The following is a 20,145-nucleotide window of genomic DNA, read 5'->3' as shown; positions in this document are numbered from 1 at the left end:
TCATCTCTCTAGTTGTTCTGTCTATTTGTCTGATTCTGCGGCCTGCGCGCCCGTGGCGTCCGGGTTATCCGCTGCTTCGGCATCCGGCACGGTGTCGACAACGCCGACCAGGGCGTGCCTGACCACCTGTTCGCCGACCTTGTACCCGCGGCGCATGACGGTCCCGACGATGGGATGGGTACCCTCACCCTCGTGCTGCACGGCCTCGTGCAACGACGGGTCGAACTCGTCGCCCTCCTCGCCGAACCCGGAAAGGCCGAGTCCTTCAAGGGCGTTGACGAGCTTGTCGGCAACCGACTTGAGCGGACCCGATTCCAGGTCACCGTGGCTGCGGGCCCGGTCCAGGTCGTCGAGGATGCCCAGCAGCTGGGTAACGACGGCGGCCTTGGTCCGGTCGGCGGTGAGCTGCTGATCGCGCAGCGCCCGCTTGCGGTAGTTGTCGTACTCGGCCTTGACGCGTTGCAGCGTGGCCTTCAGCTCGGCGACCTCGTCGCTATCGCCTGCCGATTCCGCGGCGCCGGACGCGGCCGGGGCCGGCCCGCCAGGGGCCGGCTCCGGCTCACGCACCTCGCCGGTTTCGGGATCGATGCGCCGTTTGTCGGTGATGGTCACCGGCTCGTGCGAATCGTCTTGGCTCACTTGTTCTCCCGGTCATCGTCAACAACTTCGGCGTCGACCACGTCGTCATCCGAGCTGGCGGATCCGCCTGCGCCACCGGCGCCGCCGGCAGCCTGCTCGGCCTGCGTGGCCTCGTAGATCGCCTGGCCCAGGGCCTGGCTCTCGACACCCAGCTTCTCCATCGCGGACTTGATCGCGGAGATGTCGCTGCCTTCGAGCGCCTTCTTGGCGTCGGAGATCGCGGCATCGACCTTGGTCAGCGTGTCCTCGGGGACCTTCGACCCGCCTTCGGCCTCACGCTGCTCCTTGACGAACTTCTCCGTCTGGTAGACCAGCGACTCGGCCTGGTTGCGGACGTCGGCCTCCTCGCGACGCTGACGGTCCTCCTCGGCGTGCGCCTCGGCGTCCTTGATCATCCGGTCGATCTCCTCCTTGGACAGGCCGGAGCCTTCCTGGATCTTGATCGTGTTCTCCTTGCCGGTGCCCTTGTCCTTGGCGGTGACGTGCACGATGCCGTTGGCGTCGATGTCGAAGGTGACCTCGATCTGCGGCACACCGCGCGGGGCCGGCGGGATGCCGGTCAGCTCGAAGGAGCCGAGCAGCTTGTTGTGCGAAGCGATCTCACGCTCACCCTGGAACACCTGGATCTGCACCGACGGCTGGTTGTCGTCGGCCGTGGTGAAGGTCTCCGACCGCTTGGTGGGGATGGTGGTGTTGCGCTCGATGAGCTTGGTCATCACGCCACCCTTGGTTTCGATGCCCAGGGACAGCGGGGTGACGTCAAGCAGCAGAACGTCTTTCACCTCACCCTTGAGCACGCCGGCCTGCAGGGCGGCGCCCACGGCCACCACCTCGTCGGGGTTGACGCCCTTGTTGGGCTCCTTGCCACCGGTCAGTTCCTTGACCAGGTCGGTCACCGCGGGCATGCGGGTGGAACCACCGACCAGCACGACGTGGTCGATCTCCGAAACGGAGATGCCGGCGTCCTTGATGACCGACTGGAACGGCTTGCGGGTGCGGTCCAGCAGGTCCTGGGTGATGCGCTGGAACTCCGAGCGGGTCAGCTGCTCGTCGAGGAACAGCGGGTTCTTGTCGGCGTCGACGGTGATGTAGGGCAGGTTGATCGAGGTGCTCTGCGAGGAGCTGAGTTCGATCTTGGCCTTCTCGGCGGCTTCACGCAGCCGCTGCATGGCCATCTTGTCCTTGGTCAGGTCGATGCCGCTGGTGCCCTTGAACTTCTCCACCAGCCAGTCGACGATCCGGTCGTCCCAGTCGTCGCCACCGAGGTGGTTGTCACCGGAGGTGGCGCGGACCTCGACGACGCCGTCGCCGATCTCCAGCAGCGAGACGTCGAACGTGCCGCCACCGAGGTCGAAGACCAGGATGGTCTGTTCCTTCTCGCCCTTGTCCAGGCCGTAGGCCAGGGCGGCCGCGGTGGGCTCGTTGACGATGCGCAGCACGTTGAGGCCGGCGATCTGGCCGGCGTCCTTGGTGGCCTGACGCTGGGCGTCGTTGAAGTAGGCGGGCACGGTGATGACCGCGTCGGTGATGTCCTCACCGAGGTAGGCCTCAGCGTCACGCTTGAGCTTCATCAACACACGCGCGCTGATCTCCTGCGCGGTGTACTTCTTGCCGTCGATCTCCACGGACCAGTCGCTGCCCATGTGCCGCTTGACCGAACGGATGGTCCGGTCGACGTTGGTCACAGCCTGGTTCTTGGCGGGCTGGCCGACCAGCACCTCACCGTTGCGCGCGAACGCGACGACCGATGGGGTGGTCCGGGAGCCCTCGGAGTTCGCGACGACGACGGGGTCGCCGCCTTCCAGAACCGCCACGACGGAGTTGGTGGTCCCGAGGTCGATACCGACCGCACGAGCCATGGTTTTGCCTCCTGATAGACATATAGGGGTCTGAGCGGACTGCGCTCAAGCCTGCTCCTGCCAACCATCGGTTGTCAACCCAGACTTGAGTCGATGTCACTCAAGTTGTTGTCGATCTGCTCAACGGGCGCCGCTCGCGTTTTGTTCCCGGGTCGCCCACATTGCGTACTGAGGCGATATGTATTGCTCTCCGATTAATATGTACATATGACGGTGAAGCGCACGACTATCGAACTCGACGAGGAACTCGTGAAGGCTGCCCAACGCGTCACGGGTCAGACGTTGCGCTCGACCGTGGAAGAAGGTCTACGGCGATTGATCGCCACCGCCGAACATGAGCGCGAGGCGAAGCGGGCGCGGCTCGCAACTCACCTGAACCGTGCTTCCGAGGCCGTCGACACGGATGTTCTGCAAGCCGACGAGGCTTGGCGATGACGGTGTGGGTGCTCGACAAGAGCGCCCACATTCGGCTGATGGCCGGCGCATCGCCGCCACCGGACATCGACCTTGCCGACCTCGCCATGTGTGCGATCGGCGAATTGGAGTGGCTGTATTCAGCTCGCTCTGCGGCCGATTACGAACAGCAGCGGTCATCGATACGTGAGGTATTTCCGATATTGCCCGCACCGCCGGACATCTTCGACCGCGTACGACAGTTGCAACGCGACCTTGCCCATCACCGCGGCATGTGGCACCGCACCGCAATTCCCGACCTTTTCATCGCCGAGACCGCACTGTCACACAATGCGGGTGTGCTGCACCATGACCGCGACTACGCGCGGATAGCCCAAGTTCGGCCCGCGTTGGTCGAACGTCAACTGTCATGACGAGACCCGGCATCCGCCCAGGTCAGGTTCGGACTTCCCCTTGCGGCGCACTGTGACGAACGTGCAGGCTCTTGTGCCCGAAAGCCAAGAACGGCACGACAAGTCGCACGCTCGTCACAGGGATCGACACACCACATCAACCCCCAAGTCGGCTACTGCCTCGTGTGACTCAACGGGACGTCTTCGGCATGCAGATCGATCTTCGATGTCTCGGGCGCGATGAACACACAGATGATCGTGATCAGAAGCATCGCCACGGCATAAACCGACACGACGATCGACGTGCCGAACCGGTCGAGCAGCGCGACCGAGATGATCGGCGCCAGGGCGCCGCCGAGAATGCCCGCGAGCTGGTAGCCCATCGAAGCACCCGTATAGCGCACCTTGGTGGGAAACATCTCGGCGATGAACGACGCCTGCGGCCCGTACAACGACGCGTGCAGGATGAGTGCGACGATGACCGCAAGCACGATCAATCCGAATTGGCCGGTGTCGAGCAACGCGAAGAACGCGAAAACCCATACCGCGGCACCGATCGCACCGATCAACATGACGGGCCGTCTGCCGAATCGGTCGGACAGATGACCGAAGAACGGGATTGCGACCACCTGTAGCGCCGCGGCGATGAGTACGGCGTTGAGTGCGTACTGCTCGGGCAATTCCAGGTAGGTGGCGATGTACGTCGTGACGAACAGCACGAACGTGTAGAAGGCCACGTCGACGCCGACCCGCGCTCCGATGGCCAGCAGTATGTGCTTCGGATAGCGGCGCAGCACTTCGACGATGGGAGCGCTCGACTTGGCGCCGGTTTCCTCGACCTCGGTGAACAACGGGCTCTCCGAGATGGTCAACCGGATCCATAGACCGACGACCACGAGCAGTCCGCTGAGCAGGAACGGCACGCGCCAACCCCATGACAGGAAGGCCTCGTCCGACGTGAGCGCGCCCATCAGCGACAGCACACCGTTGGCGAGCAGAAGACCGATCGGCACACCGACCTGGGGCCAGCTGGCATTGAGCCCTCGTCGCGTGCGGTCTCCGGACTCGAGGGTCATCAGTACGGCGCCGCCCCACTCGCCGCCGAGTCCGAGGCCCTGCAGGAAGCGCAGGAGCACCAACAGGATGGGCGCCCAGACTCCGATTGCTGCGTGCGTCGGCAGCAGCCCGACCAGCATCGTCGCGATGCCCATCAGCAACAGGGTCGCCACCAGGACGTTCTTGCGGCCGATCTTGTCGCCGTAGTGCCCGAAGACGATGCCGCCGAGCGGCCGGGCGACGAAGCCGACGGCATACGTGGCGAAGGCCAACAGGGTGCCGACCAACGGATCGAAACTCGGGAAGAACAGCTCGTTGAATACCAGCGCGGCGGCGGTTCCGTAGATGAAGAAGTCGTACCACTCCAGCGACGTGCCGATCAGGCTCGCGACGATGACCTTGCGAATCGACGAGTGCCGACCGGCGGGCGGGTTATGGGACAGCTCGGACATCGTTCGCGACCTCCTGGTGGGGCATGCGTACCCAGCCGGACGGGAGCTGAACCACGAGCGCGGTCAACATCCGCACGTATCCCCCACCCGAAGCGACGGCTCCAGGTCGTCACCGCTCGCACCGTCGTCGAGCAGCAGGCTCAGCGCCCGTCGGACGATCGCGTCGACGGGCTGTTGCGCTGCGGTCAGGCGCAGCTGTGCGTAGTCGTTGGCGGGTCCGTCGAAGCCGACCACCCGAACGTCGCCGGGGACGTCGAGCCCGGCGTCGACGATGGCGCGGACCACGGCGGGCGTCTGCCCATAGGTGCCCACGACGAACCCGCGCGGGACCCGGTCGCCTTCGCGCAGGAACGTGCTCACCGCAGCGTAGGCGCCGCCCGGAGTGAGATCGGTACGGACAAGCGGGATTCGAGAGCCGGCAACCGCACTGACTCCGGTGAATCGTTGTTCGACAGTCTCGCGGTCGCCGTGGTGAACGTCGGCCTCGGTGAAGCCGCCGACGAACGCGATGTCGGTGCAGTCGTGTTCATCGGCCAGGTGTCGCGCGACGAGTTCGCCTGCGCGGGAATGATTCACACCGACGATCTCGGCTGCGACGTCACCGCGGACGTTGTGCATCCAGACCACCGGGATGCGTTCCTGACGGCACAGCTTCGCGGTGTGCGGCGCATTCGCGGCGCCGATCACCACGAGGCCGTCGATGCCGACCTCGGCGAATGCGGTCGCGAACTCGAGCTCACGTTCGGCGTCGTATCCGGTGTTGCCGATCAGGGTGAGGTGGTCGCGGGCCCGGGCTTCGACCTCGAGGCGCCCGACGAACTCGCCGAACAAGGGCAAGGTCAGATCGGGAACGAGCAGACCGATCTGCCGCCAGCGGCGCGGCCGGCGCAGCGCCCGTGCGCGTAGGTCCGGCCGGTAGTTCAACTCGTCGATGGCACTGATCACCTTGGCGCGCAATGCTTCTGACACCGGCCGCGGCCCGTTGTTGAGTACGTAACTCACGACGGCCGTCGATGTGCCTGCACGGTTGGCGACGTCGGCCAACGTCGGGCGCTTACCACTCACTCGAGGTGACACTCCGCTCCTTGAACTCGCCGTCGCCAGCTTTTCGATCACGTCGATTCTGACGGTTCCATCGTCGTTCGCTCTCATTACGCTAATCGATTAGAACCGTTACGAGGAGGACCCGTGGTTGTAACACGTCGTTGGTGGAGTAGCTGACATGGCTTTTGTACGACTCTCCGGAGTCACCTACCTGGACCCCGAACTCGCCTACGACAGCTACGTCCTGTTCACCGGCGCCGATTCGGTCACCCGTCTGATCGACCTCAACGGAACCGTCGTGCACGAATGGCCGTACGCCGGGGTACCGCCCCGCATCCTCGACCCGGCACTCAACGGCGGACGCGTCGGCGATGTGGGTGTGCAACTGTCGGATAGCGGCGACGCCCGCGGCGGCATCTACGCCAACGGCACTGTCGGACAATTGGACTGGGACGGCGAACGTGTGTGGGAGTGGGGCACTCAGGCACCGGGCGGTGCCGCGCGGCAGAACCACGACTGGGAGCTACTGCCGAACGGCAACCGCCTGATCCTCGTGACGGTGCCGCGCGTCGTCCCCGGACTGGGCGAGCATGTGGTCGGCGACCAGGGGTTGTACGAGGTCACCCCGGACGGCGAGATCGCGTGGCAGTGGCTGGCGGGCGACCATCTCGACGAGTTCGGATTCTCCGAGTCCGGTTGGGCGGCATTGCGCCAGACCGTGGCTCGCGATCCGAATGACCCGTGGGGATATCTGGAGATGAACAGCGCGAAATCCCTCGGCCCGAACCGGTGGCACGACGCCAAGCCCGACACGGTGTTTCAGCCCGACAGCATCTTGGTGAGCTTCCGCAAGGCCAACATCGTCGCGCTCATCGACAAGGCGTCGGGGTCGATCGCGTGGAAGGTCGGGCCCTATTACGACGACGAACCCGGTTCGCAACATCAGCGGATCAACGTGCACAAGGTTCCACGGCCGCTCGACCAGACCTCCGGTCAGCACAACCCGCACATGATCGCCGCCGACCTGCCCGGAGCGGGCAACATCCTGGTGTTCGACAACCAGGGCGGCGCGGGCTACCCGCCCGCATCGATCGGCATCTACGCCGGCTCGCGCGTGCTCGAGATCGACCCGGCCACGAAAGAAATCGTATGGCAGTACACCGCAGAGGACTCCGGCCTGCCGTCCTGGACGTTCTTCAGTTCGTTCGTGAGCAACGCGCAGCGCCTGCCCAACGGCAACACTCTCATCACCGAAGGCATGCAGGGCAGGCTCTTTCAGGTCACGCCGGACGGTGACGTCGTGTGGGAGTACCACAGCCCCTACCAGGGCTACGGCGTGGCCGGCGAGCCCGAGGTCAAGCAGACCAGGGTCCCCGGCGTCGACCGCCTCACGCTGACCGCACTGGTGTATCGCGCACAGGCCGTGCCGTTCGAATGGACGCCGCCCGGTATCGAGCGGTCGCCGCTTCGGGAAGTCGACCTGCGGCCATGACGTCGGGCGTGGCAGTTCGAACTCCGGCGGTGCGCGTACCCCCGCCACCGGGCGCAAAACGGCTGCGGGCCGCGGCCGTACGGTTGGGCGCCCTCGGCTGGACCGTGGCGGGGCTTGTTCTCGCGGCTGCGGTGTGGTCGCTCGTGGTCGCCACCGGACGCTTCCCGCGGCAGCTGTTCCCCAGCGTTGCGGAGATTCTCGCGGCCGGGCAGACCCTGTGGGCCGAAGGCCTTCTGGCCGACGACATCAGCGCCAGTTTACGCAGGGCCGCAGTGGGTTTCGCGATCGGAGCCGCAGTCGCCGTCATCGTCGCGGTGTTCACCGCTACCACCGCGGTTGGGCGTAACCTGCTTCAACCGGTGTTACGGGTGTTCTCACCGATCCCGACGATCGGCCTGGTCCCGCTGGCCATCCTGTGGTTCGGCCTGGGCGAGAACAGCAAGACACTCGTGATCGCGCTCGGCGTGTTCGTCCCGGTGTGGATCAACAGTCACTCCGGGATCGCGAGCACGCCGATCGACTACCTCAAGGCCGCGCGTTGCCTCGGGGCGGGCCGGTGGCAGACATTGCGCAAAGTGGTGCTGCCGGAGGCCGCACCGGACATCGCGGCGGGCCTGCGGGTAGGTGCCGCGATGGCTTTCGTGCTGATCGTGGTCGCCGAGATGACCGGCACCACAGCGGGTATCGGTTACCGGATCTATCAGGCGCAGTTGTTTTCCCAGGCCGACCGGTTGATCTTCTGCCTGATCGTCCTCGGGATCGTCGGCGCGATCTGCGACCTGCTCGTCAACGCGGCGACGTCGCCCTTCACGCGCTGGGCCCGCGAGGAGCACTGACATGGCACTCGAAACTCGTGATCTCGTCGTGCAATTCCCGGGCAAGCAGGAGCCGACCCTCAAGAGCATCTCGATGACCATCCCCGACGGATCGTTCGCCATGCTCGTCGGCGCGTCCGGCAGCGGAAAGTCGACCCTGCTGCATTGCCTGGCCGGACTCATCACCCCAACGTCGGGCATCGTGACGGACAGCGGCGAAGCCGTCACCGAGCCGAATCCCCGCCGGGGCGTCGCCTTCCAGCGCGATGTGCTGTTCCCGTGGATGAGCGTCGCCGACAACATCGACTTCGCCCTCGCCGCAAGGAAAGTACGCAAGCCGGAACGCCACGACAGGATCTACGAGCTTCTCGACCTCGTCGGCCTGCACGCCGAAGTTGCCAGGCAACGCCCCACCGAACTGTCTGGCGGTATGCGCCAGCGCGTCAGCATTGCCCGCGTGCTCGCCGGCGAGCCGACGGTGATGCTCATGGACGAACCGTTCGCCGCGCTCGACGCGCTCACCCGCCTGCGCATGCAGGACCTGCTGATCGACCTGTGGACTCGGTTGAACCGCACCATCGTGTTCGTCACGCACGACATCGACGAAGCGATCCGGCTCGCGGACTCGGTGAGCGTGCTGCGCGACGGGCAGATCGTCGACCACATCGCCAACCCGTTGAGCCGGCCCCGCCCGGCCGACACGCTCGCCGACCAGGCCGGCTACAGCGACATCCGCAAGACCCTCCACCACCAGCTCGGCATCGACCACGCCGTGCACTGAACGCGAAGGACCGATCAACGTGAAAACTCCTGTACGGCGGTTCATCACCGCCGCGATGACCGCGGTGGCGCTCACAACGTCCGTCGCTGCCTGCACGGACTCGGGCAGCACGAACGCCGACGAGCTGACGGTCGGATTCGTCGTCGACCCGTCCTGGGCGCAGATACCCGTCGCCGCCGACACGGGTCTGTTCACCGAGCACGACGTGAAGGTGAAGGTCGTCAACTTCCAGTCCGGAGTCGAGGCGCTGCAAGCCGCCGCGGCCGGCCAGGTCGACATCACGACCGCCGCCGATGTGCCGACATCTGCCGCGCTGACCCGGACCCCGACGCTGCGCGTCGTCGCCGACGGTTCGCGGTGGGAAGGTTCGCGCATCATCGCCCGGCGCAGTGCAGGCATCAACACGATCGCCGACCTCGCGGGCAAGTCGATCGGTACCCCACTCGGCACCAGCGCGGCCTATTACATCTCAAACGCGCTGGCCGAGAACAGCATCGAGGCCAAACTTGTTCAGGTGTCGCCATCGGCCATGGTGACGGCAGCCACCCAGCACAACGTCGACGCCGTGTCGATCTTCCAGCCCTACCAGGCGCAGACCGTCCAGGCGCTCGGCACCGATGCCGTCCAGTTGGCCGGTGGCACTTACAACCAGCACAGTCTCTTCATCGCCACCCCGACCGCGATCTCCGAGAAGTCTGGCGCGATCACCGCATTCCTCGCCGCACTCAACGACGCCGGAACCGCGCTCTCGCAAGGAGACGACGCTGCGACACAGGCCGTGGCCAAAGCCACGCAACTCGACCACGAAATGCTGCGCACGGTGCTCACCGAATTCGACTTCACGCTCCAGCTGAATCCGGACCTGGCGACCAAACTGACCGAACTCGGCGAGTGGGCCAAGACGCAGAAGTCGATCGATCCGTCGGTCCAATTGCCGGACTACACCACGTTCCTCGACAACCAGTTCCTGCCGAAGTCGCCGTCCTAGGAGTTCAGTAGTCCAGGTTGGCATCGCCGCGGCGCATGATGCCGGACCAGATCGCAAGGCCTGTCGCGAATCCGAGGGCGATCGACATCATCGACACCAGCATCACGATGATCGCGTTGCTGCCCTGCCCGCCGGCGAGCTCGGCTATCCCGATCAAGCCGACCGAGCTGGGGACCAGAAGCCAGAACCCCGGTGCCAAGATGACCTGCGCGGCCGGCGTCATCGGGAGCCGCCCGAGCGCCAGCGCGCAGAGCATCAGCGCCAGGCCGCCACCGAATCCGCTTGTGTAACCGCCGAATGCCGCAGCGGTCGCAAGCTGGGCGCCATAGGTGATGAACAGCACCAGGACAAGCCATTTCGCGAATCCGGGTGGCGGTCCGAGGTGGAGCACGATGCCCACCGCGTACACCGCGACGCCCAGCCACGGGGCCCACGGCCCGAGGGTGTTCACCGACGCATCGGTCAACTCCGGCGAGGACAGGCCGAGCAGTTGGATGGCGATCACGATGCCGAGGGCCAGTTGGGCCAGCCGCAGGAATCCCGCCATGAGCCGCGCGGATCCCGAAACCATGTCGCCGGTGGAGGATTCGATCACCGACAACGTGATCGCCACACCGGGCAAAAACAGCGTCAGCGGCGGGATCAGCACGCGAAGGCTGTCGTGCCCCATGTGAAGCAATCGGCCGAGCGTGAACGCGATGTAGGTGACCAGGAAAGCGCTCAGCACCGGCAGCAATTGCCGAAGGCCGGAGTTATGGCGCGTCGCCCATTCCAGAAGGCCGACGAGCAGCCCGAAACCGCTGGCCGCCACCAGCGCGACCAGCGTGGGCTGCAGCATCAGCGCGTATGCCGCGCTTTGCACGGCGTACCCGAGGATGCCCACCCACGACGGGAAACGCCGTGACAGCGTGTGGATGCGGTCGAGTTCGGCCCAGCCCTCTTCGGGTGTGACCTGTCCTGACGTGGCGCGGCGGATGAGTTCGCCGAGCGGGAACGTCTGGTCGTACCGCAGTGGGTCCTCGCGACGCAGAACCGTGGTCTGGCCGCGATCGCCGGCTTGGATGAAGTTCGGGAGCACGAGCAGCGGGCAGTCGATGCGGTATTGCTCGGCGATGGTGTCCAACGTGCGCCGGACGATCGGAACCGGATAGTCGGCGCCGAGCATCGCCGAACCGAGCCGGGCGATGAAGCGGACGGCCGCCGAGCGCTCGTCGAGCGGTTCAGCCATCTCCGGTTTCACGGGCGGGCGCCTTCGGGTGACCGCGTCGTACCCCGCATCAGGAGCAGCACCGCGACGATCGCGGCCACCGGCACCGCGGTCAGGATCCAGCCCATGGTGTGGATCGCGCCGAGCATGCCCGCAGTCGCTCCTTCGACGACTTCCCTGGCCCGTTCGGGGTCAAGCACATTGGTGCCTGCCGACGAACCGGCACCACCGTGGGCGACCCGCAACGCCTCGCGAGCCTCCTCGCCGGTGACGCCTGCGCCGGCGAGCCGGTCCCGGCTGGCGTGGACGAACAGCGTGGTGCCGAGCAACGCGAACACCGCAGGCCCCAGCGAGTACGCCGCTTGGCCCACAGCGCTTTTCACCGCGGTGACCGCGCCACTCAATTCAACGGGCGCCGTTCTCAACATGACGGTGGCCTCGATGGTTTCGGTGACCGCGGCGCCGACCGCGTTGAGGCCGACAACCGCGGACAATATCCACATCGGGCTGTCCTCGCCGAGCACCGTGAGGACCAGCAGCGCACCCAGCAGCAGAAGAAGCCCGCCGACGAGCGCCGCGCGCTCACCGAGCCGCGCCGCCGCACGCCCGGCGGCCGCCGCCGCGATCGCCGACAACAGCGCGGCGGGGGCCATGAGCAATCCCAGCAGCGTCGGCGACTCGCCGCGGATCGTGACGAGGTAGAACGCACAGAGAATCGTCGATCCGCCCGAAAGGAAGTTGAATGCGACGCCGGCGAACACCGCGGCGTTGAATGGGCCGGAGCGGAAGATCCGCAAATCGAGAGCGGGGTCGGGCGTGCGGAGCTCGAAGACGACGAAGGCGGCCGCCGCCATCACGCCGACGACGATCGGCACGACTGCCGCGGCATGCAGTCCGGTCTGCAGCCGCGACAGGCCGTACACCACAGCGAGCAGTGCGGTGGCGACCAGCAGCAGACCGGGCACATCGAGCCGACGGGCATTGCGCGGCGTTTCGGGTACGTACCGCAGCACCATCGCCAAGGCGATGAGCGCCACCGCGGGGGCGACGAGAAAGCATGCGCGCCAACCGACATGCTGCGCCAGCAGACTTCCGACCGCGGGCATCGGCACCGCGGCGACGAATCCGGCGCCCAGATGCAATGAGATCGCACCGGCCCGCTTCTCCGGCGGGAAAACGACATTGACGATCGCCAGCGACAAGCCCAGCAGGAGCGCGAAGGCGACGCCTTCGGCGGCGCGGCACAAGATCAACACCGGCGCGTTGGGGGCCGCGGCGGCGAGGACACCGAACACGACCGTGCCGAGCAGCCCGAGCGTGTACATGCGCTTCATCCCGAACTTGTCGCCGAGGGCGCCCGCGCCGAGGACCGCTGCGGCCAGCGTGAGCGTCGCGATGCTGGCGACGAAGCTCGCGGTGCCCGCAGTCATGTCGAGCCCGGCCCGCACCGACGAGATGTTCGCGGACAGGATCACCGGATCGGCCGCGGTGATGCTGGAGGCCAACCCCGTCGCGAGAATCGTCATGGTTGCGGCCGTGCCGGACACCCAGTTGGGGCGATCGGTGATCTCGATCTCGGCCATCGCAGCAAAATCCTGCCAGCCCGCTGGCGGGCTCGCGAAGTTTTTCCGGAGTTGTCATGCCGGATTTGCCAACCCGCCGCGCGCAGCGTCGCCGCGGCGAACGATGGGCCCATGGACACCACAGTCGATGAGATCGCGCCGGACATCTACCGGTTGTCCACCTGGGTTCCCGGTATTACCGAACACGGCTTCACGTTCAATCAGTTCCTGTTGACCGGCGATGAGCCGTTCCTGTTCCACACCGGGATGCGGCACCTGTTCGGCTCCGTGTCGGCGGCGATCGAGCGCGTGCTCCCGGTCGAGAAGCTGCGCTGGATCTCGTTCGGCCACCTCGAGGCCGACGAATGCGGTGCGATGAACGAGCTGTTGGCCGCGGCGCCGAACGCCGAGGTGATCCACGGCCCGCTGGCGATCATGCTCTCGCTCGCCGACTTGTGCGACCGGCCTCCCGTCGCGGCTCCCGACGGCGTACACGACATCGGCGGGCACCGGCTGCGGTTCATCGCCACCCCGCACATCCCGCACAACTGGGAAGCCGGGCTGTGGTTCGACGAGACGACTTCGACCCTGCTGGCCGGTGACCTGTTCACCCACACCGGGCGGTGTCCGGCGCTCACCGAATCGGATTGCGTGGCGCCCGCACTGGACGCCGAGGGCTTGTTCCACGCGACCGGCCTGACGACCAACCTCGTGCCGACGCTCAACGAGCTCGCCGAACGGAACCCGACAACTCTGGCGATCATGCACGGTGCGTCCTACCACGGCGACGGCGCCGCGCAGCTACGCGCACTCGCCGACGGTTACGCGGGGCTGCTCGGCGCGTCATAACCCATCACGCGCCCACCCGTGCGTAGCCTTGATCCCGATGAACGGGCGGCTGTTGCTGGGATGCCTGCTGACGGCGAGCGTGGTGCTCGCCGGCTGCCAGTCCGACATCGATGGCTCGCCCGTCACGAGCCCGCAGTCCCCCACCGAGCCGAGTTTCCCGACGGCGCGACCGACCCGGTCCAGCCCCGCCCCGCCACCGAGTTCCACGGTGGCCGCGCCGCCGAGCGCCAAACCGCCGGCCGGGGCGACGCCGCTCGAACCGCAGAACGGCTACGTCTTCATCGAGACCAAATCGGGGAAGACCCGCTGTCAGCTGTCCACCCAGGACATCGGCTGCGAGTCGGACTTCAGCAACGCACCCGACATCGACGGGCTTCCGGCGAACGGTGTCGAACTCAGCGCCGACGGCAATATGCGTTGGGTACTCGGCAATCTCGGCGCGATCCCGGCGGTCACACTGGACTACCGCACATACACCGCCCTCGGCTGGACGATCGAGGCCAGCAGCGACGGCACCCGGTTCACCAACGACGCCAGCGGGCACGGAATGGTTGTCGCGGTGGAGGGTGTCGAGAGCTTTTAGACTCGGGTGGCATGAGTAGTATCGCGCAGCGCGAACGTGCCGCACTGGTCGAGTCCATGCGGGCCGCAGGCCCTGATGCTCCCACGCTGTGCGAGGGCTGGAACGCCCGCGACCTGGCCGCCCATCTGGTGGTCCGCGAACGGCGACTGGATGCCGCCCCCGGGATCCTGGTGCCCAAGCTCGCCGGATACACCGCCAAGGTGCAACAGCAGGTGACCGACTCCACCGACTGGGCCACGCTCGTGGATCAGATCGCGTCGGGCCCTCCGTTGTTCTCCCCGTTCAAAGTGCTCGATCCGTTGGTCAACGTCGCCGAGATGTTCATCCACAACGAGGACGTGCGCCGCGCTCAACCGGATTGGGAGCCAAGGGTTCTCGACGAAGCCACCGTCAACGCGTTGTCACGGCAGGTCGCCACGATGGCCCGCATGGCGATGGCGAAATCTCCGGCACGGGTCAGTTTGCGAACCCCCGAAGGCAAAACCCTCGCCACCGTCGGCAGCGGCCCCGCAGTGACCGTGACGGGCGAACCAGGGGAACTACTGATGTTCGCCGCCGGCCGCGAGCAGGCGCGGGTGACGTTCGGTGGCCCCGACGACGCCGTCGCAGCCCTCCGCTCTGCGCACCGGGGGCTGTAGCTCTTAGGGTGGGTTACGTGGATTTCCGTGTCTTCGTCGAACCCCAGCAAGGTGCTACCTACTCCGATCAGCTCGCCGTGGCCAAAGCCGCAGAAGCCCTCGGCTACTCGGCCTTCTTCCGGTCGGACCACTACCTGGCGATGAGCGGTGACGGCCTGCCCGGTCCCACCGACTCCTGGGTCACGCTGGCCGGGATCGCCCGCGAGACCTCGACCGTCCGGCTCGGCACCATGGTCACCTCCGCGACCTTCCGTTACCCGGGGCCGTTGGCCATCGCGGTGGCGCAGGTCGACGAAATGAGCGGTGGCCGTGTCGAATTGGGCCTCGGCGCAGGCTGGTTCGAGGAAGAACACCAGGCCTACGCCATCCCGTTCCCGCCGCTGGGCGAACGGTTCGACCGGTTGACCGAACAACTGCGCATCCTGACCGGGTTGTGGAACACGCCCGTCGGCGAGACGTTCGATTTCTCCGGCACGCACTACACCGTCGTGAACTCCCCCGCACTGCCCAAACCCACGCAGACGCCGCTGCCGATCATCGTCGGCGGGCAGGGAGCCAAGCGCACGCCCGCGCTGGCCGCCGAGTTCGCCGCCGAGTTCAACGTCCCGTTCGTGCCGCTCGACGCGCTCAAGACGCAGTTCGAGCGCGTGGCCGCCGCGGTGGCCGGCGCGGGCCGCTCGCCCGACTCGATGACGTACTCGGCCGCGTTCGTGGTGTGCGCGGGGCGCGACGACGCCGAGATCGCCAAGCGTGCGGCCGCGATCAACCGTGATGTGGACGAGCTGCGCAGCAATTCGCCATTCGTCGGGACGCCCGCGGAGATCGTCGACAAGCTGGCGCCCTTCACCGAGGCCGGTGTGCAGCGGGTCTACCTGCAGCTGTTGGACATGGCTGATCTCGACCATCTGGACCTCGTCGCGAGCGAGGTCGTTCGCCAGCTGAGCTGACCCGAGCCGGGCTGATCGGCCGGCGTTAGTATCGGTGCCCGTGACCGGTGACCAGAATGACCCTGGGCAAACAACCGAGCCGCCCTGGCATCATTCGACACCGGCGGTGCTCGGGGCCAGCGTGGCTGCGCTCACCGTGATCGCGCTGGTCGTTTGGGGTGTGGTGGCGCTGACGAGCAGTGCCGACAAGCCGCAGGACGCGCCGATCGAGTTCGTCGACCCGACGTTCGCGTCGACCTCGTCGGGGACCTCGGCGGCGACCACGACGCCGACCATCACGCGCACGAGCCCGCCCGTCACCACCGAGTTCGGGTTGCCGACCGATGTGTCCGGCACGACGGGAACCTCGCCGTCGGACACGTCGGGGTCCTCGACTCCGGAGCCGTCGGGGCCGACGGAGCTCCCGCGCACGCGGTCGGAGACCGACGACGAAGACGAGTCGCCGACGAGCCGGAGCCGACCACGCACCAACGTGACACGCACGTTGTATCCCGTGCCGGGTAACTGACGCCGCCTACTATCTGCGCGTGTCGAACAACTACTCCGACGACGAGCCCACCCAATACTCGCAGAGCTACGGCGATTACGAGGCGTACCCGCCGCCGACCGAACCGCTCGAACCCGAGCCGGTGCCGTGGTACCGCAAGCCGGCTGCGCTGATCGGGTTCGGCGCGCTCGGCGCGGTGATCGCAGCGCTGGTCATCTATGCGCTCGTGCAGCTGTTTTCCTCGGATACCCCGTCTACGACAACCACCACGACCACCACACCGACCACGACATCGGCCGTGGCGCCGGTCGCGCCGCCGCCGACTCAGACCGTGACCGAGACGGTTCCGCAGACGACGACTACGACTGCGCCGACCACGACCACCACCACGACAACGCCCAGCACGACAACGACGACCACCACGACGACGACCACCACGACCACGACGACGACCACCGACACGACGACGCCCGAGGAGGGCGCGTAGGGGTTGGCCAGTGGCCAGTCATGTCACGTGAACATGCGTTCGGCGTGACACAAGTGGCCACTCACGGCGACGGCGGAGTAGACGTCGCCGTGGGTTCCGGCATGGGTTCGGGAGCGGGCTCCGGCGTTGGTTCCGGAGCAGGCGCCTGCGTCGGCTCGGGTTCAGGCGCCTGCGTCGGTTCTGGCGCCTGCGTCGGCTCAGGTTCAGGTTCTGGCGCCTGCGTCGGCTCCGGCGTCGGTGTGGGCTCGGGCTGCGGCGCAGGAGTCGACGTCGGCGGCACGAACGTCGGGACCGGCAGCTGCGGGATGGGCAACTGCGGTACCGGTAACTGGGGCACCGGGAACCGCGGAATGGGCGCGGGCGCCGGCGGTGGCGCGGCCGGGCGCGGTGCGGGCCGGGGCGCTGCTTGCGGTGCCGGGCGTGGCGCGACCCGCGGGGCGGGCGCGGCCTGCCCACTCTGGACCAAGCGGGGCGCGGCGGCCGCGCGCGGCGCCGCCTGCGCGGGTGCCGAACCGGCCGGTTCCCGGACGACGACGGTCCGCGTCGGCGGGGCGGGCAGCGACTGTGCGAGTGGCGATTCCGCGGGCACGGTCTGCGGCGCCAACGATGCGGCGCTGGCGGCAGCGGCGTCCATCCGGTCGGCCCGCGCCGACAGGAGCCAGCCGACCGTGCCGACCAACGCCAAGAATGTCGCGGCGTAGAGCACCACGCCGCCGCGCCGGTACCACGGCGCGCTCCGTTCGGGGGCGGGTTCGGGCGCCGTTTCGGCGAACACGAACGCGGGCCGGGCCGCCTCTTCCGAGACCGCTTCTGGCACGAACTCGGCGACCTCGGGCACATCGTCGACCGCCGACCAGGCCAGCACCGACGCCGCCACGGTTCCGGTCAGCGATGCGGGCGCCAGCGCGGCTTGCCGCGTCGCGGTCTCGTCCTGGCCGCGGCGCGCGAGCAGGCCGGCCCCTACCGCGCCGATCACCTGCGCCTGCGGAACCGTCGTGACCGGCATCCGGAGCGCTTCGGAAAGCCGTTGGGTGACAACGGGTATCCGCGCTCCCCCGCCCACGGTGACCAGCGCCGCAAGCTGAGCCGGGTGGATACCGGTGCGCCGCATCAGGTCCAGCAGCGCATCGATCACGCGGTCGAGCGGCTCGGCCACGACGGCCTCCAGCTCGGCGCGGGTGAGCCTGATCGTGCGGCCCGGCTCCGGCCCGACGAGACCGGTCGCGCTCTGATAGCTCAACCGCTCCTTGGCGATTCGGCATTGCTCACGCAGCCGGGTCAACGTCGCGACGGCCGCGGTGCCCGACGGCTCGGCGTCCAGGTCGGCCAGCACGTGCCGAAGGATTTCCTGGTCGATCAGATCGCCGGAGAAGTCGTCGAACCGCACGGTCTGTCCGACGGTCGCGAATCCCGCGTCGGCGTCGGCCAGCGTCAGGCTCGTTCCGGTGGCACCGAAGTCCACCAACGCGACGACGCCGCGGGCGGGCAGGCCCGGATGCGCCTGGATCGCCGTCAGCGCGGCAACCGAGTCGGGCACGACGCGCACGCCGGGCAGCGCGGCACGCACCGCGTCGAGCGCCGCCGGGCGCCAGTGCGCGGGCACCGCCAGCACCGACGTATCGGGCCTGCGGACCGGGCTCGCGGCACGGGTCATGGCCTCGACGGCCTCGGCCAGCAGATCCACCCCGCGGTGTGCCGAACCGTCCGGCGCCACGAGCGGCACGGGATCACCGACCCGCTCCACGAAGTCGGTGATCACCAGGCCCGGCTCGGTGAGCTGCGGGTTCTCCCCCGGCACACCGACCTCGGGCCTGCGATGCCCGAACAGCGTGAGGACCGTGCGCCGCAGGATCGGCGCTTGGTCGGTGATCGCCACCAGATTGGTCGTCCCAACAGACAACCCCAAGCAATCACGCATACCTATATGTCGGCGCTCGGCCTCGATTCGTTAATAGCGCGTCGAGTATTCAGCAACCAACGCCTCGGCGCTGCGGACCGCGGCTCGGCATGCACGGGTGGTGAACGGGTCGTTGAGCGGGTGTTCGGCGCGCCTGCGCCAGCGCTGCGCGGCGGCGAACGCGGCCCGCGGCCCGTCGTAGGGCGTGTCGGGCTGCAGGCCGAGCCGGCTCGCGGCGTCGGTGCCCGACCCGCCGATGATGCGACGCAGCGAGGCCATCTCGTCCTCGTTCAGCGTCGTCGGCCGTGACCGCAGCTGGCTGAGCAGTCGCAGCTCCTCGAACGCGTGCGTGTCGGCCAGCAGTGGGTCGATGTCGGCGAGGATGTATGGCGTCGCATAGATCGGGTTGTGCTGCACGAACTGGCGCAGCGACAGCAGCGCGGTGTGTGCTTTGAGCAGCTCCGACCGCTGCGCGAACTGCTGGTCGATCACGTCGCGCAGCGCGATCAGGCCGCTGCGGTCCAGAAGTTCGTCGGCCAGCGCCACCGAATCCGACACTCCGGCGCGCAACACCGCGATCGAGATCCGGATGCCGAACATGCCGAACCGGTCCAGCAGCGCGGCGCGGGTGGCCGCGTCCACCGGCAGCGAGCTGTCCTCGCGCACGAAGCGGTCGACCGAGAGCATGGCCTTGGCGAGCTCGCCCGCGTCGACCCCGGCCAGTTTCTCGAGCGCGACGAACTCGCTCTGCCGCAATGTCCGCGCGGTCAGCGCGAGCAACCCGGACACCGGCACGACGGCCTGGCAGATCCCGGTCTTGTCCATCTCCGCGGTGAACCGCTTGGCGACGTCTTTTGCCGACATCATCGCGTCGATGCGGCCGGCGCCGATCTCGTCGGCCCGCGACGCGACCCCGATCACCCCGAGCGCACCGGCCGAGCCGCCGACGAGCTCGCCGATCTGCTTGAGCAACGCGATGTCAGCGGCATTGAGGGTGCGCAGCAGGAACACCACCGCATCGACGCGAGGCACGCCGTCCTCGGGCACCAGCAGCCGGTGCGTGCGTTCGGACACATCGCGTGACAGCGACGACGTGCCGGGGGTGTCGATGATCGTGGTGTCGATGAGCTCGGCGGCCGGCCACTCGACGTCGAGGTCCACCACGTCGACCGGATCCAGGCCGGCGAAACTGAACGTCAGGCCCCGATCGTGCGGGTCGCGGGCGATCGGGACGTTCGAGCGCCTGCCGCCACGATGGTTGGCCGTCACCTTCGGCGTCGGACCGTGGCGGAACCACGTCACGATGCGCGTCGCCTCGGTCGCGTCGGTCGGCGCGATGTCCTCCCCGACCAGCGCGTTGACGAGTGTGGACTTACCGGCCTTGAGCGCACCGGCCAGCGCGATGCGGATCGGCTGGTTGAGCCTGCGGCCGATGCGGTCGAGTTCGTTGTGCACATCGGGGCGATCACGGTATGCCGGGTCGCCCCGGTACGCCTTGATGGTGCCGCCGAGAATCGCGCGCACCTGATCGCCCGTGCTCACGCTGCGGAGTCCAA

20 protein-coding genes are annotated in these 20,145 nt (G+C 67.5%); 11 read left to right on the top strand and 9 right to left on the bottom strand.

What is annotated here, in order from left to right:
• Nucleotides 1–21: 21 nt before the first annotated feature.
• Together grpE and dnaK are read right to left on the bottom strand one after the other, a co-directional pair.
• Entirely contained in the window at nucleotides 22–639 is a 618-nt protein-coding gene (grpE, locus tag AWC31_RS18075) for a nucleotide exchange factor GrpE (protein WP_085145420.1), read from the bottom strand.
• The gene (gene dnaK / locus AWC31_RS18070) at nucleotides 636–2,498 is read right to left on the bottom strand and encodes a molecular chaperone DnaK (RefSeq protein WP_085145419.1); all 1,863 of its coding nucleotides are present in this window, start codon (nucleotides 2,496–2,498) and stop codon (nucleotides 636–638) included. Before dnaK ends, grpE begins: the two co-directional genes overlap by 4 nt.
• 207 nt (nucleotides 2,499–2,705) lie before the next feature.
• Between dnaK and AWC31_RS18065 the strand changes: the two genes are divergently transcribed.
• A complete protein-coding gene (locus tag AWC31_RS18065) occupies nucleotides 2,706–2,933 on the top strand; it encodes a type II toxin-antitoxin system VapB family antitoxin (RefSeq protein WP_110775119.1) in 228 nt (75 codons plus the stop codon).
• The gene (locus tag AWC31_RS18060; RefSeq protein ID WP_067853220.1) at nucleotides 2,930–3,325 is read left to right on the top strand and encodes a PIN domain-containing protein; all 396 of its coding nucleotides are present in this window, start codon (nucleotides 2,930–2,932) and stop codon (nucleotides 3,323–3,325) included. Before AWC31_RS18065 ends, AWC31_RS18060 begins: the two co-directional genes overlap by 4 nt.
• Nucleotides 3,326–3,477: 152 nt before the next feature.
• On the opposite strand, the gene AWC31_RS18055 is transcribed toward AWC31_RS18060, so the two are convergent.
• Nucleotides 3,478–4,812, bottom strand: coding sequence for an MFS transporter (locus tag AWC31_RS18055; protein WP_085145418.1), 1,335 nt, complete (start codon nucleotides 4,810–4,812; stop codon nucleotides 3,478–3,480).
• 63 nt (nucleotides 4,813–4,875) lie between these two features.
• On the bottom strand, nucleotides 4,876–5,877 hold the full coding sequence (locus AWC31_RS18050) for a LacI family DNA-binding transcriptional regulator (RefSeq protein WP_234816895.1): 1,002 nt from the start codon (nucleotides 5,875–5,877) through the stop codon (nucleotides 4,876–4,878).
• 157 nt (nucleotides 5,878–6,034) lie between these two features.
• On the opposite strand from AWC31_RS18050, the gene AWC31_RS18045 reads away from it, so the two are divergent.
• The 4 genes from AWC31_RS18045 to AWC31_RS18030 are packed head-to-tail and all read left to right on the top strand — an operon-like array spanning nucleotide 6,035 to nucleotide 9,932.
• Entirely contained in the window at nucleotides 6,035–7,348 is a 1,314-nt protein-coding gene (locus AWC31_RS18045; RefSeq protein ID WP_085145416.1) for an aryl-sulfate sulfotransferase, read from the top strand.
• An 8-nt stretch (nucleotides 7,349–7,356) separates the two neighbouring features.
• A complete protein-coding gene (locus AWC31_RS18040; RefSeq protein WP_234816894.1) occupies nucleotides 7,357–8,184 on the top strand; it encodes an ABC transporter permease in 828 nt (275 codons plus the stop codon).
• Between the two features lies 1 nt (nucleotide 8,185).
• Nucleotides 8,186–8,944, top strand: coding sequence for an ABC transporter ATP-binding protein (locus AWC31_RS18035; protein WP_085145414.1), 759 nt, complete (start codon nucleotides 8,186–8,188; stop codon nucleotides 8,942–8,944).
• 19 nt (nucleotides 8,945–8,963) lie between these two features.
• On the top strand, nucleotides 8,964–9,932 hold the full coding sequence (locus AWC31_RS18030) for an ABC transporter substrate-binding protein (protein WP_085145413.1): 969 nt from the start codon (nucleotides 8,964–8,966) through the stop codon (nucleotides 9,930–9,932).
• Between the two features lie 4 nt (nucleotides 9,933–9,936).
• Here AWC31_RS18030 and AWC31_RS18025 read toward each other — a convergent pair whose 3' ends face one another.
• Both AWC31_RS18025 and AWC31_RS18020 read right to left on the bottom strand, forming a co-directional pair.
• Nucleotides 9,937–11,172, bottom strand: a complete 1,236-nt coding sequence (locus AWC31_RS18025; RefSeq protein WP_234816893.1) for a threonine/serine exporter family protein — start codon at nucleotides 11,170–11,172, stop codon at nucleotides 9,937–9,939.
• Nucleotides 11,169–12,722: an MFS transporter gene (locus tag AWC31_RS18020; protein ID WP_085145412.1), complete on the bottom strand. Its 1,554-nt coding sequence runs from the start codon at nucleotides 12,720–12,722 to the stop codon at nucleotides 11,169–11,171. Before AWC31_RS18020 ends, AWC31_RS18025 begins: the two co-directional genes overlap by 4 nt.
• Nucleotides 12,723–12,833: 111 nt before the next feature.
• Between AWC31_RS18020 and AWC31_RS18015 the strand changes: the two genes are divergently transcribed.
• From AWC31_RS18015 to AWC31_RS18000, 4 genes are read left to right on the top strand one after another with little or no spacing between them, the layout of a single operon-like run.
• The gene (locus tag AWC31_RS18015; protein ID WP_067853204.1) at nucleotides 12,834–13,550 is read left to right on the top strand and encodes an oxygen-binding di-iron domain-containing protein; all 717 of its coding nucleotides are present in this window, start codon (nucleotides 12,834–12,836) and stop codon (nucleotides 13,548–13,550) included.
• A 37-nt stretch (nucleotides 13,551–13,587) separates the two neighbouring features.
• Nucleotides 13,588–14,133 (top strand): hypothetical protein, encoded by a 546-nt coding sequence (locus tag AWC31_RS18010; RefSeq protein ID WP_085145411.1) that lies wholly within the window; start codon nucleotides 13,588–13,590, stop codon nucleotides 14,131–14,133.
• Nucleotides 14,134–14,144: 11 nt separating this feature from the next.
• Nucleotides 14,145–14,771 carry a TIGR03085 family metal-binding protein gene (locus AWC31_RS18005; RefSeq protein WP_085145410.1) on the top strand — a complete coding sequence of 209 codons (627 nt, stop codon included), beginning with the start codon at nucleotides 14,145–14,147 and terminating at the stop codon, nucleotides 14,769–14,771.
• 17 nt (nucleotides 14,772–14,788) lie between these two features.
• Nucleotides 14,789–15,718, top strand: coding sequence for an LLM class F420-dependent oxidoreductase (locus tag AWC31_RS18000; protein ID WP_085145526.1), 930 nt, complete (start codon nucleotides 14,789–14,791; stop codon nucleotides 15,716–15,718).
• A gap of 90 nt (nucleotides 15,719–15,808) precedes the next feature.
• On the opposite strand, the gene AWC31_RS37440 is transcribed toward AWC31_RS18000, so the two are convergent.
• On the bottom strand, nucleotides 15,809–16,201 hold the full coding sequence (locus AWC31_RS37440; protein ID WP_165765986.1) for a hypothetical protein: 393 nt from the start codon (nucleotides 16,199–16,201) through the stop codon (nucleotides 15,809–15,811).
• 44 nt (nucleotides 16,202–16,245) lie between these two features.
• Here AWC31_RS37440 and AWC31_RS37180 point away from each other — a divergent pair, with 44 nt between their 5' ends.
• The gene (locus tag AWC31_RS37180) at nucleotides 16,246–16,692 is read left to right on the top strand and encodes a hypothetical protein (RefSeq protein WP_085145408.1); all 447 of its coding nucleotides are present in this window, start codon (nucleotides 16,246–16,248) and stop codon (nucleotides 16,690–16,692) included.
• Between the two features lie 61 nt (nucleotides 16,693–16,753).
• Here the strand turns inward: AWC31_RS37180 and AWC31_RS17985 are convergent, their stop codons facing one another.
• Complete coding sequence (locus AWC31_RS17985; RefSeq protein WP_085145407.1) at nucleotides 16,754–18,610, bottom strand: Hsp70 family protein; 1,857 nt, start codon at nucleotides 18,608–18,610, stop codon at nucleotides 16,754–16,756.
• Between the two features lie 30 nt (nucleotides 18,611–18,640).
• Complete coding sequence (locus AWC31_RS17980; RefSeq protein WP_085145406.1) at nucleotides 18,641–20,131, bottom strand: dynamin family protein; 1,491 nt, start codon at nucleotides 20,129–20,131, stop codon at nucleotides 18,641–18,643.
• Nucleotides 20,132–20,145: the final 14 nt, after the last annotated feature.

The organism is Mycolicibacterium wolinskyi (assembly GCF_002101965.1).
Lineage (GTDB): Bacteria > Actinomycetota > Actinomycetes > Mycobacteriales > Mycobacteriaceae > Mycobacterium > Mycobacterium wolinskyi.
Note: the sequence above shows the minus strand (reverse complement) of the source record. Positions and strands in the feature narration are given on the sequence as shown.